The sequence below is a fragment of the Pseudomonas sp. WHRI 8519 genome (genome assembly GCF_040224055.2).
GTDB classification, from domain to species: domain Bacteria; phylum Pseudomonadota; class Gammaproteobacteria; order Pseudomonadales; family Pseudomonadaceae; genus Aquipseudomonas; species Aquipseudomonas putida_X.
In genome coordinates, this window is the sequence record NZ_CP167996.1 from 4,111,216 (window position 1) to 4,124,042 (window position 12,827).

Annotated in this window: 10 protein-coding genes; all 10 read right to left on the reverse strand. The window is 62.7% G+C overall.

The annotated features are described in order from the left end of the window. Nucleotide 1: 1 nt before the first annotated feature. Complete coding sequence (locus ABRP30_RS18890) at nucleotides 2-214, reverse strand: hypothetical protein (protein WP_267817267.1); 213 nt, start codon at nucleotides 212-214, stop codon at nucleotides 2-4. Further along, nucleotides 211-681: a hypothetical protein gene (locus ABRP30_RS18895; RefSeq protein WP_241806995.1), complete on the reverse strand. Its 471-nt coding sequence runs from the start codon at nucleotides 679-681 to the stop codon at nucleotides 211-213. Before ABRP30_RS18895 ends, ABRP30_RS18890 begins: the two co-directional genes overlap by 4 nt. A 500-nt stretch (nucleotides 682-1,181) precedes the next feature. After that, a complete protein-coding gene (locus ABRP30_RS18900; RefSeq protein ID WP_267817269.1) occupies nucleotides 1,182-1,376 on the reverse strand; it encodes a hypothetical protein in 195 nt (64 codons plus the stop codon). Nucleotides 1,377-1,557: 181 nt separating this feature from the next. Beyond that, entirely contained in the window at nucleotides 1,558-1,962 is a 405-nt protein-coding gene (locus ABRP30_RS18905) for a TraR/DksA C4-type zinc finger protein (RefSeq protein ID WP_012315289.1), read from the reverse strand. Between the two features lie 651 nt (nucleotides 1,963-2,613). Next, a complete protein-coding gene (locus tag ABRP30_RS18910) occupies nucleotides 2,614-3,387 on the reverse strand; it encodes an enoyl-CoA hydratase (protein ID WP_267817274.1) in 774 nt (257 codons plus the stop codon). A gap of 13 nt (nucleotides 3,388-3,400) precedes the next feature. After that, nucleotides 3,401-4,528, reverse strand: a complete 1,128-nt coding sequence (locus ABRP30_RS18915) for an acyl-CoA dehydrogenase (protein WP_349976338.1) — start codon at nucleotides 4,526-4,528, stop codon at nucleotides 3,401-3,403. Between the two features lie 8 nt (nucleotides 4,529-4,536). Continuing rightward, complete coding sequence (locus ABRP30_RS18920) at nucleotides 4,537-5,730, reverse strand: acetyl-CoA C-acyltransferase (protein WP_349976337.1); 1,194 nt, start codon at nucleotides 5,728-5,730, stop codon at nucleotides 4,537-4,539. A gap of 11 nt (nucleotides 5,731-5,741) precedes the next feature. Continuing rightward, nucleotides 5,742-6,509 (reverse strand): SDR family NAD(P)-dependent oxidoreductase, encoded by a 768-nt coding sequence (locus tag ABRP30_RS18925; protein ID WP_016485819.1) that lies wholly within the window; start codon nucleotides 6,507-6,509, stop codon nucleotides 5,742-5,744. 13 nt (nucleotides 6,510-6,522) lie between these two features. Then, on the reverse strand, nucleotides 6,523-8,169 hold the full coding sequence (locus tag ABRP30_RS18930) for an AMP-binding protein (protein WP_267817282.1): 1,647 nt from the start codon (nucleotides 8,167-8,169) through the stop codon (nucleotides 6,523-6,525). A 123-nt stretch (nucleotides 8,170-8,292) separates the two neighbouring features. Continuing rightward, a complete protein-coding gene (locus ABRP30_RS18935; RefSeq protein ID WP_349976336.1) occupies nucleotides 8,293-12,786 on the reverse strand; it encodes an NEL-type E3 ubiquitin ligase domain-containing protein in 4,494 nt (1,497 codons plus the stop codon). Nucleotides 12,787-12,827 lie beyond the last annotated feature (41 nt).

Sequence of the window (12,827 nt, forward strand, 5' to 3'; positions counted from 1 at the left end):
CTCATTGCTGGCTGATCCGCTGCAACTCTCGCCGCACCATCGCGACGTAGGGAGGTGGGCCTAATTGATAGAGCTGGGCCGCCACCCAGGTCAACCAGGCCCCCTTCATCTCATCGCGTCGCGCCAGCAAACGTTCTGCCTGTGCCAAGGCCATGGCCTGATGTTGTCGATGGAACGCGGCACGGCCGCCATCCGCCTCTTGCGCCTCGTTCATTCACTCGCCTTGAACGTGGTCAATTCACCCTTGCGCCATTTGGCGACCTTACCGGTCACGGCCTTGAGCAGCTTGCCCAAGCCCTCCTGGACTTGCTGTTGAGCCGCGAACACCAGCATTACGCCTTGGCCTTCACGAAACACGATACCTTCACCTTGCGGCACCGAGACAAAGGCATAGTCCCCGACACCATAGACGTTCAGTTTGATCTCGCGAAAGCGCATTTCCAACTTGCCGCCTTCACGACTGGGCAATACGGCAGCACGAAAGTGATCCCCCACCTTCAATTCCAAACGCTGCTTGTCATCGACTACCAACGCACTCTCGGTGTCGATTTCGGCCATATAGAGGCCTTCGGGACTTTGCTCGGTGACATAAACGAAACGGCCCTGAAACAGCTTGGCCAACTTACCGCGCAAATCGCCAAGGGCGAACAGAGCGTGGGTATCCAGAGTACTGACTGCCAATGAAGTAATCCTCAAATCGGTAACATCCGCCCCCACTCACCATCGGTGAGGCACGGCCCTTTCATTTCGATAGGCGAAAAGAGTAATGAAGCGATGTGCATAACGTCTGTGCCTTCTGGCTATAGAGCATGGAGGAATCTTTACTCCTGCTTGCCAGACTTCGCCCAAAGGACGGGTTTAGGCACATTCCCCAACCGGGAAGCGTAATGTCTTACAACTATTCCGTCAGAAAAGATGCGATAGATAACGCCAGGCCCTTCGGCAGAACGGGCTCTGCAATCCATCAGCGCATTACTGGGAAGGAAATATGCACGAAAACACAGAAACACGTCGAGAGGCAAAGCGCATTTATTCTCGCCTCACACCGCGTTACGTCGTGATACCTGCCGGCATCGAGTTCTTCCACGTCACCGAAAGCGCTACCGGTAGAGTAAAGGGGTTTCGACGTCGCCACCATGATGCCTGCGAGCTGGCCCGTAGCCTCGAAAACTGAACCACAGTCAGGCGGCTCGGCCCTTCTCGAGCTGTTCCAGCCAGGCCACCTGACACACCCGCGCCTCATCACGTGTCGCAAACGCAGGGCCCCGACGTTCACCGTCCACCAGAACCACCCAGCAGACTCGGCGGCCCAATACCTGCAAGGCAGCGGGCACACCTGAGCCAATCATCACGGCTACATCGACTCGGCTATTCATCATTCCCTCCGGAATTTACTTAGCTACCTAACGATACAGCCATGGTACGCCCGACACCCGGCCGAAAAAGCCAACATTGGTATAGCACTATTGCGTCAGCAGCAACGAATCAGCCCGTACCCGCCAGCAAACGCAAAAAGCCCCAAGGATTGCTCCGTGGGGCCTGGCACACAACGCTCGGTCAGATCTGGCGCTGGTGGCGATCGAGCTGCTCGTGGCGCTCCTGGGCTTCGATGCAGTACTTGGTGGTCGGGCTGATCAGCAGACGCTGCAGGCCGATCGGTTCACCACTGTCATCGCACCAGCCGAAGCTTTCGTCAGCGATACGGCCCAAGGCCATTTCCAGCTGCGGCAGCAAACGCTGATCACGTTCGATGGCATTTACCAACCAGTGACGCTCTTCTTCGACCGAGGCCACGTCGGCAGGATCCGACGGGGTATCCAGGCTTTCGATGGTGGCACGGCTCAGCTCGATGCGTTCATGGGTTTCTACTTTCATCGCCTGCAGCAGGCCAGTGAAGAAGGCCAGCTGATCAGCGTTCATGTAGTCATCGGCCGACATGGCCAGCAACTGTTCCTTGGTCATCGATTTCTCTATGAAAAAATGTGCATTTGGGCGATTCGGGTGTCGCCAACGCCTCGGCATTGGCAACAGAATTCTTCAAGCGCCAATCGGCACTCTTTTGCAGGGGGCGGCAGTCTAAGGCCCCACGTCGCGAGGGGCAACACCAATCACGGGGTAATTGACCGAAATGACATGGTTTACGCCTGACGGCATCAAGTTGCCCCCGGACGATGTCACTGGCAGTACATCTTTAAAGCCAAGGCAGATAACCAACCCGGGCGGTTTCATGGCCCCCGCCCCTAGACAGCAAGAAGCAGCCTGGCCCTGATGCAAGGCACCAAGGCCAACACTTATCTGCCAATGGAGATCGAAAAGATACTGCTGCTGCACCGCGAAGGCCTTGACCACCACCGCGCAGCCATCGAACTGCGCTTGACCCGTGCCAACCAGACGGACGAGTGCGTTCACGATGCCGATGCGGCACTGAACATCAAGGCAATCGAAGACCTGTCGGCAACGCTGACAACGCAGGCGGTGGAGCAGAGAACGCAGGCGGGCATGAGACCGAAGTGCATCGCAGCCCGATCGACCTGGCTGCGGCAAAGCGGTACTTCTTCAACCATCAGGCCTGATCATAGGCAGGGGCAGTTTCGCTGCCCCTGCTGGTGCAGCTCAGCAGTCCTTGAACTGAGCCTCACGCTTGGCAATGAACGCCGCCATCCCTTCCTTCTGGTCTTCAGTGGCAAATGCGGCATGAAACACACGGCGCTCGAAACGCACACCTTCGCTCAGCGTGACTTCAAAGGCCCGGTTGACGCTTTCCTTGACCATCATGCTCACCGGGATCGACTTGCCAGCAATGGTTGCAGCCACCTTCAATGCCTCCTGCACCAGTTCGGCCTGTGGCACCACGCGCGCAACCAGGCCTGCCCGCTCCGCCTCCTCAGCCCCCATCAGGCGCCCCGTCAGACACAGCTCCATGGCCTTGGCCTTGCCCACGGCACGGGTCAGGCGCTGGGTACCGCCCATGCCCGGCAGTACGCCCAGGTTGATTTCCGGCTGCCCGAACTTTGCATTGTCGCCAGCCAGGATGAAGTCGCACATCATCGCCAGCTCACAACCACCGCCCAACGCAAAACCCGACACCGCAGCGATAATCGGCTTGCGGCGGTTGGCAATGCGGTCGGCATCGCTGAACAGGTCATCGACGTAGATCTGCGGGTATTTGAGCTCGGCCATTTCCTTGATATCGGCGCCGGCGGCAAAGGCTTTGGCCGACCCCGTCAGCACCACGCAGCCGATATTCGGGTCACGCTCGAGCTGGTCCAGGGCCTGGTTGATCTCACTGACGATCTGCGCGTTGAGCGCATTGAGCGCCTGGGGCCGGTTAAGGGTAATCAGGCCGACCTTACCGTGAATATCCAACAGGATGGTTTCGAATGCCATGCAGACTGCTCCTTCAAAGATTGCGCGCAATGACCATGCGCTGAATGTCGCTGGTGCCTTCGTAGATCTGGCAAACCCGCACGTCGCGGTAGATCCGCTCCAGCGGGAAGTCACTCAGATAGCCATAACCGCCCAGGGTCTGCAAGGCATCCGAACAGACCTTTTCGGCCATTTCCGAGGCAAACAGCTTGGCCATCGACGCTTCCACCAACGCCGGGCGCCCGGCATCACGCAGCGCGGCGGCGTGCAGCACCATCTGCCGGGCCACGGCAATTTTCGTCGCCATGTCGGCCAGGCGGAAGGCCACGGCCTGGTGCTCGATCAGCGCCTTGCCGAAGCTTTGCCGCTCCTTGGCGTAGTCACGCGCCACTACGAACGCTGCACGGGCCATGCCCACGGCCTGCGAGGCAATACCGATGCGCCCGCCTTCAAGGTTGGCCAGAGCGATCTTGTAGCCCTCGCCCTCTGCGCCCAGGCGGTTGGCCACCGGCACATGCACGTTGTCGAAGACGATCTGGCAGGTGTCGGAGGCGTGCTGGCCGAGCTTGTCCTCGACCCGCGCTACCTGATAGCCCGGTGAATCGGTGGGCACGATGAAGGCGCTGATCCCGCGCTTGCCGGCCTCTGGGTCAGTCACGGCAAACACGATGACCACCCCGGCGTTCTGCCCGGAGGTGATGAACTGCTTGCTGCCATTGAGCACATAATGGTCACCCTGCAGGCGCGCACGGGCCTTCAGGCTGCTCGCATCGGAGCCAGCCTGAGGCTCGGTGAGGGCAAAGGCACCCAGCATCGCGCCAGTTGCCAGGGGGGTGAGAAACTGCGCCTTCTGCTGCTCGCTGCCAAAACGCAGGATCGGTACACACCCTACCGAGTTGTGCACGCTCATGATGGTCGAGCAGGCACCATCACCCGCGGCGATTTCTTCCAACGCCATGGCGTAGGCCACGTAACCGGTGTCACTGCCACCCCATTGTTCCGGGACCAGCATGCCGAACAGGCCCAGCTCGGCCATCTCCTCGATGGCCTCCTTGGGGAAGCGGTGTTCCTGGTCCCACTGCCCGGCAAAGGGTTTCAGCCGCTCCTGAGCAAATGCGCGTACTGCATCGGCGATCTGTTGTTGCTCGTCAGTTACCAGCATGGTTCACCTCAGTACAGGCATTCGACGGCCATGGCCGTGGCCTCGCCGCCGCCAATGCAGATGGCCGCCACGCCGCGGCGCAGGTTGTTCTGGCGAAGGGCCGACAGCAAGGTCACCAGGATGCGTGCGCCGGAAGCACCGATCGGGTGGCCAAGGGCGCAGGCGCCGCCGTGGATGTTGACCTTGTCGTGCGGCAGGTCAAGGTGTTTCATGGCAGCCAGCGTGACCACGGCGAAGGCCTCGTTGATCTCGAACAGGTCGACCTCTGCCAGGTTCCAACCGGTGCGTTTCATCAACCTGTCGATGGCCCCGATCGGCGCAGTCGGGAATAGCGCCGGGGTGTCTGCGAAGGCCGCGTGGCCGTGGATGACTGCCAGGGCTTTGAGGCCGCGCTTGTCGGCTTCGGAGCGGCGCATCAGGACCAGCGCCGCAGCACCGTCGGAGATCGAACTGGCGTTGGCGGCGGTCACCGTCCCCCCTTCACGGAAGGCAGGCTTGAGCTGCGGGATCTTGTCCAGGCGCGCCTTGGGCGGCTGCTCGTCGTCCTTGATGACGCGCTTGTCCTTGCCCTCGGTGACTTCCACCGGCACGATCTCGGCGGTAAAGCGGCCGCTGCGGATCGCGTCCTGGGCACGGGTCAGCGAGGCAATGGCGAACTGGTCCTGGGCTTCACGGCTCAAGCCTGTGGCCTGGGCGCAGTCTTCGGCGAAGGTGCCCATCAGGCGGCCCTTGTCATAGGCGTCTTCCAGGCCGTCCATGAACATGTGGTCGATGATCCTGCCGTGGCCCATGCGGTAGCCGCCACGGGCTTTGTCCAGCAGATACGGGGCGTTGCTCATGCTCTCCATGCCGCCCGCCACCACCACGTCCGCGGTCCCGGCCAACAGCAGGTCATGGGCCATGATCGCGGCCTGCATGCCCGAGCCGCACATTTTGTTCAGGGTGGTGCAGGTGGTGTGCTTGTCCAGCCCGGCACCCAGTGCGGCCTGGCGCGCTGGCGCCTGGCCCAGGCCGGCCGGTAGCACGCAGCCAAACAGCACTTGCTCGACACTGGCGGCATCGATGCCGGCACGCTCCACGGCACCACGAATGGCCGCGCTGCCCAGCTGTGGCGCGGTCAGGCTTTTCAGATCGCCCTGCAGGCCGCCCATGGGCGTGCGCACGGCGCTGACGATAACGATCGGATCATTGGCGAGGGTCATGTTCACGCTCCTTACTTGGCAGCCATGCGCAGTGCACCGTCGAGGCGGATCACCTCGCCGTTGAGCATGCTGTTCTCGATGATGTGACGGGCCAGCGCCGCGTATTCCTGCGGGCGGCCCAGGCGTGGTGGGAACGGCACACCGGCAGCCAGCGAAGCACGTACCTCTTCGGTCATGCCAGCCATCATCGGCGTTTCGAAGATGCCCGGAGCGATGGTCATCACACGGATGCCAAAGCGTGCCAGTTCGCGAGCGGCCGGCAAGGTGAGGCTGGCAATGGCGCCCTTGGAGGCAGCGTAGGCAGCCTGACCGATCTGGCCGTCGTAGGCAGCGATGGAGGCGGTGTTGATGATCACCCCACGCTCGCCCGCCTCATCGGCGGCCCCTTCGGCCATGGCTGCAGCGGCCAGGCGCAGCAAATTGAAGCTGCCGATCAGGTTGACGTTGATGACCTTGGCGAAGCTGGCAAGGCCATGCGGGCCCTGTTTGCCCAGCACCTTCTCGGCGCCGACGATGCCGGCGCAATTGACCAGGCCATGCAAGCTGCCAAAGGCGCTGACGGCTGCGTCGACGGCCGCCTGGGCAGCCTGCTCGTCGCTGATGTCGGCCACGGCGAAGCGGGCGTTGTCACCCAGTTCACGGGCCTTGGCCTCGACGGCCTGAGCGTTGAGGTCGACCAGCATGACCTTGGCGCCAGCCTCGACCAGCATCTGCGCAGTGGCAGCACCCAGCCCGGAGGCGGCACCGCTGACAATGAAGTGTTTATTGGCTATCTGCATGATCGGTTTCCTTTCAGGCGCTGGCAGGGGTGGCCTGTTGCGCGTGTTGTTTGGCGACTTCCTGGTTGCGCAGGATGAAGCGTTGCAGCTTGCCGCTCGGGGTCTTGGGCAGCTCGCTGACGAATTCGATTTCGCGGGGGTAGGCATGGGCATACAGGCGCTGGCGCACATGCTGACGCAGCGCTTCTTCCAGTTCGGCGCAACCGACGACGCCCTGGGCCAGCACCACGAACGCCTTGATCAGCTCGGTCCGTTCCGGGTCCGGCTTGCCGATGACGGCGGCCTCGACCACCGCAGGGTGCTCGATCAACGCGCTCTCGACGTCGAACGGCCCGACGCGATAGCCGGAGGTGGTAATCACATCATCGCTGCGGCCAACGAAGCTGATGCTGCCATCCGCGTTGAGCTCGACGGTGTCACCACTGAGGTAGTACTTGCCGATGAACGCTTTGGTCGGCAGCCCGTGGTAGCCAGCGAACCAGCAAAGTGGCGATTGCTCGCGGTCGACGGCAAGGATGCCCGGCTGGCCGACCGGCAGTTCTGCGCCCTGCTCGTCCAGCACCACAATGCGATGGCCGGGGACGGCGAAGCCGGCAGACCCCAGGTGCACGGGGTGTGAAAGGCCGTGGTGGTTGCACAGCACCATACCCAGTTCGGTCTGGCCGTAATGGTCGTGGATGGTCACGCCCAGCTCATTGGCGAACCAGCGGATCACCTCGGGGTTGAGCGGCTCACCGGCACTGCTGACTGCGCGCAGGCGGCCCTTGACGGGCGCCGAGAAAGCACTGCCGGCCGCAATCAGCATGCGGTACGCAGTGGGCGAGCCTGCCAGGTTGGTGATACCGAGCTTGTCGATCACCCGCGCGCAGCTTTCGACGCTGAACGGGCCATCGTAGAACGTGGTGGCGTGGCCCAGTGACAACGGGCCGGTAACTGCGTAATACAGGCCATAGGCCCAACCCGGGTCGGCCAGGTTCCAGAAGTTGTCTTCGCTGCGCAGGTCGATGGCGTCGCGCATGTAGCCCTGAAACGCGACAATGGCACGCAGCGGCACCTCCAGCGGTTTCGCCGGGCCGGTGGTGCCTGAGGTGAACATCAGCAAGAACGGATCGTTACCTGTGCGCATTACCGGTTCGCAGTCGCTCGGGGCGCCCGCCAGGCACTGCTGGTAGTCCAGCTCGCCGGCGCGGGCATTGACCGTGATGATGGTCGGGCAGGCCTGCACCTCGTCCAGCTTGCCACGGTTGAGGCTGTCGGTAACGACTACGCGGGCATGCGACTGCTCAAGGCGGTGCTCGATAGCCTTGGGGCCAAACGCAGTGAACAGAGGCTGGTACACAGCGCCAAGGCGCCAGGTGGCGAGGATGGTGACAAGAAGCTCGGGAGTACGTGGCATCAGCCCAGCCACCCGATCACCGGGGCCCACGCCGTGGGTTCTGAGCACATTGGCAAAACGCGCAGACTGCGCCTTGAGCTGGTCGAAACTGAACCGCGCCGTGTTGCCATCGCGGTCTTCGTGAATCAGCGCCAGCTTGCCGGCACCGGCATGGCGGTCACAGCATTCGACACAGGCATTGAGGGCTTGGAGGTCGCCATGCAGCGCCGCGGCAGCAGCCTGGCCTTGGTCGAACGCACGAGCAGCCTCGATGTAATCGCGCATCGTCGGACTCCTGGTTTCTTGTTTTTGGTGTTAACCATCGGTCCGACGATGTTCGCGCCGCTCAAGCAAGGCGGCAATGGCCAAAGCTGTCAATCTGGATGACTGGTTTGGCCGCCTTGGCCGTCAGCCGTCTCCACGGCCCAGCCCATGCAAGTAAGACTCGGTCAAACCTGCCAGCAGCCGCTCTGCATCGCGCTGTTCTTGGTCGTCCAGATCAGCGAGCTGCGAACGCAGCTGATCGGCCGGGATGGGTGGCCGGACAACGCGCAAGTTTGCCCTGCGCTGCAGATAGTCGGCATTGAGCGCTTCGAACAGCGGCCGGTGCTGTTCACGAAGGCAGGTTTGCCAGAACAGTCGGCTCAACAGGCTTTGGCTCAGCGCCTCGATCGTTTCACTGGCGAGCACAGCGGCAAGCACGTCATTGACTTGCTCATCGCTCACCCCGGCGGAGTCCGGGTAGCGCATCGCTCGTGGTTGGCCCGGCAAATCAAGGCGCTCGCGCAAACGCACCCGGTATGCCAACGACACGGCTGAACGCCCCACGTGTTCACCCTCGGCGCCCAGGCGCATGATCGCCCGGCTGGCCTGCTGCCATACCAGGTCAAGCCGAAATAGTTGCCGGCCGAATGCCATCAATCGTCCCCGCTGCGTCGGGTCTCGCGCATCGGTTTCAGCCTGGGCCAGCAAGACCCTCACATGAATATCACTGAAAATGTCACGGACCATGTCCGTGCACGAAACCGGTTGGCTGGCCACTTCAAAAACGCGTATGCGCAACGCCGGGTTGCTCTCGACCGCCTGCAACGCGGCCCATACATCCCGCGCAAGCGCATCCCGGCCGCCATCAGCAATGGCCGGGGCATAATCAGCCGTATGCTCCAGCCACGCCAGAATACGGAAGAAGCTCGCGCTGCCCGGTTCGGCCACCAGGCCGTCCCACAGCAACCCGCGCGCTGCTTGATCGGTTTCGGCGACATGCCCCAGCCACAAGGCTCGGGCACGGGGCAAGTCGACCCTTGCCATCGATTCTGGCAAATGTCCGTGTTCCTCGATGGGGTCCAGCACGTACAGCCGTTGCAATTGCGCCCGCCTTAGCGGGTTCCGGTCGACGACCAGCCCCCGGCGCCAGGCATGAGGCATTGCCAGCAACGCCTGCGGTGGTTCGCGCAACTGGTTGTCGCTCAGGTCGCAGTGCACCAACTGGCCGCACAGCTCGAGCCGGCTGGGCCAGGCTCCCAGCCGGCAGTGGCGCAGGTTCAGATGAGTCATTGCCGAGAAATGGTTGAAGTCCAGATAAAGGTGCTCCAGCCGGTTGTAGCTCAGGTCAAGATGGGACAAGGCAGTCATTGCCTGCAGCACACCGACGGTCTGCGCGTTGAAGCGGATCTGGTTATGCGCCAGGCGCAAGCGCTGTAGTTGCGGCAGGTAAGCGATCCCGAGCGGGATGTTGCGCAACCGGTTGAAACTCATGTCAAGCTCGGTCAGCGCAGTAAATGGGCGCAAGAAGTCCACTGGCACCAGATCGACCGCCGAGTTTTGCAGACTCAGGCGGGTTACACGGTGGAAATCGATGACACCCGGTAGGTCCGGCAAACTGTTGAGCAACATGCCGCTCAGGGACAAGTTCTGGCCTGTTGCTGTACCCGCATCGTCGTAAATCCAGTCCCCCTGCAAACGCCAAGCCCGCAGAATGGCGTCGGCCACTCGCCGCCGGAGTACCCGTCGCCGTGCGTCCAATTGAGCACTGCTCCATCGGTTGAGGTGGCGAATCAACTGATCATGGTCATCCTCAAGCTCGACGAGGCGTTCATAGGCCGGCCGCTGCCCGCTTGCAAGAAGCGCCTGCTCCTGGTCCAGTTGCGCCTCATCCAGCCCGGGATAAAGCTGACGCAAACGCTCGCGAATGCGCGCAGGGAACGAACGGCTGTCGCCCTCGGCACGGCCACTGAGCGGATAGCCAACACGCCCGTCCGGCAAGCGTCGTCCTGGGTTGAACCACTGAGCCTGAGCCGGCCATTGCAAGAGCTCAGCCACCTCGCGGTGCGTGGCAGGAAGCCTGGCCAGCAGTCGCTGGCGTAGCTGTGGACCGGCGTCGGCCTGGGCCATACCCAAGGCCGCGCGATGCTCAGGCGCCAACACCGCGGCAAGCATTTCATACAGGCTCGCCGGGTTGCCAGGGCCGAACGGCAACCCGCGCCCCAAGCCATCGTAAAGGTGGAACTGCCCGTCTTTACGCACCACGATCCTGCGCACGAAAGGGTCGACAGCGGTGCCAACGACCTTTAGCAGCCGCCCGTGCGGGCCGGTATCGCGCAACTCGATGCTCAGCGCCTCGCAACTCACGCCTGCGTTGTTTTCCATCTCGCCCTGAAGCAGGGTGAGCGCCAGTTGGCCAGTGTCGTTGCAATAGCTGGCGGGCAGGTAAAGCCCCTCGAGCGTACGATTCAACCTGGCCAAGCGCAGCAGGGAGCGGGCTTTGTTTGCCAGCCCCAGCGTCACGTGCCCAGCTGACGTCGCCACGAAGCGTTCACCCTCGCTGGCCTGGGTGGCCAGTGCCTGCGCATAGGCTTGCGGTAAACCGGCGAAGTCACGTTTTATCAAGGGCAGCAGGGCGTCGTCGACAGCCGGTGGCGTGCTCAGTTGTTCGAGAAGAGGCCCCTGCAGCGCAGCGCGCTGACGCAACAGGACATCGATGTCGGTACTGGCGGAACGGGCCTGGCACCACTCCAGCAATGCATTGTCCTGTGTGGCCAGCGAGTAGCTGGCCAGGCGCGTGAAGAACGACTCGATACGTGCATGGGCCTCGAAGCGCCGCAACGTCTCACGCAGGTTTACAGGCGCCGGCCGGTTTTCGACCAGCACGCCCCGCAACTCCTCGGCATCCATACCGGCAACCCGCAGCACTTGCGCCGCCTGCTGTGCATCAATGACCGGATGCTGCGGCCACAGGGTGTCGAGCATCCAGCGCACGTCGCTCCAGCGTTGCGGCTGGTCGCGCAGCAGTCGCCAGCCGCGCTCGCCGTTGTGCAGTACCGTTGGCCCGTACGCCTTGTCCACACCAGGATGACGCAAGCGGTATGGGGCTTCAGGCTCACTGCGCTGTACTTCATAGTAACGCTGGCCCCTGCGCATCCAGCGCCTGTTGCCATCGCCATAGAGGCCATCGTCACGCAGGGCGATGGTGCCGGGATTGGACGCGTAGGCGGTGATGTCATCGGAACACAACAGGCCACGCCGTCCCCCCACGTTCACAGGCTGCAAGCCATCGACAAAGCTGCTGCGCAGAAAACTCACGGCGGCGGCGGTCACCCCTGTGGCAGCCACTGTCTCGGCGACCCCCAGCATGTGTTCCAGAGCCTCGTGCTGATGCCCCCGGACCCAGTCCTCGACGCCCTCGAAGACTTCGCCAAGCGTCTGCGCCACCAGTTGGCCCAGCAGCAGCGCGCCGACGACAGGGATGAACAGCCCAGCCAGGTTGAACAAGTCAAGGCCGGCAGCATGCCAGGCCGCATGGCGAGCGCGGGCGGCAGCCGTATCAGCGTCTGCTGTGGGTACCAGTAACAGCCTGGCATCGTCCTTGACTCGCTGCAGCTGTTGCGCGGCCAGCGCGGCGAACAGGTCGCCAGGCGCAGTAGCGCCCTTGAGCGCCAGATCGGGCCTTGCATCCCTGAGGCGTCCGCTGAGCACACCTGCGACGCTTGCCCGATGCCGCAAGCTGATGAGCTGAAGGAAATAGTCCCGGTAGGCCTTCTCTTGCAAGGCTGCAACCATCGCAGTGTTCATCGCCTCGGTGGAGTCGAAGCGGCGAAGGGCCTGCACCGGATCACTGGGCAGGTAGACGACCACACCCCGATCATTGCCCACACCGTCGCGCAAGCGAATGAACAGCCCGTCAGCCACGCGTTGGCCCAACATCTCCAGCAAGCCGGGGTAACCGTGCAGACCCGCGTCGGGATGGGCACCACCCCCCTCAACCATCTTGCGCAAGGCTTGCTGCACCTGCTCGTCGATATCACCCTTGAGGGTTGCGACCTGCGCAGCCAGTGCCAGGCCCGAACGCTTGTCCTGGGCAAGAATGTCTTGGGTGGTGGCACTGAAAATACTCCGCAGCTCGGTCTGGTAGAGCTGGCCGACATCCAGCGCACGGCACGTCTCAACCAGTTGCTCGGGCGTGCCGGTCAACAGAGTGTCCCGCCCAGGGGGTACGAGCCCGGTACCCTGAAAAAACGATTCGTCAGGGCCGAAGTTGCTCATCAGCCTGAGCAATCCATTCTGCCGAGCCGCCGAGTAACGGTAAGTCTGTTGGAATGTTCCGGGCAGTGTGCCAATGCGCGGCGATACCTGCAGCCACTCCAGCCCTGCCAGGGTCATGCCTGTGGGCAGCGGCTTGATCAGCACTGCGGACAGGTGTTTCTCGGCGAACTGCTGCAGAGGCTCGAGGGTCAACGTGAGCCCGCGCAGACGGGCCTGGCTGGCGTGGTGGGCGTTGAGGCTGGCGCGCAGGGCGGCGATCTGAGGCTGACTGGCCCGTTTGAGCCAGTCGGGTAGCCTGGCAGCGATGAAGGCATCGGTTGCTTGTTCATGGCGGGTAACAGGGTTCAAGGCGATGGAAGTCATGGGTGTGCCGGGAGCAAAAGATGGGGCTGGCATGCTCGCCA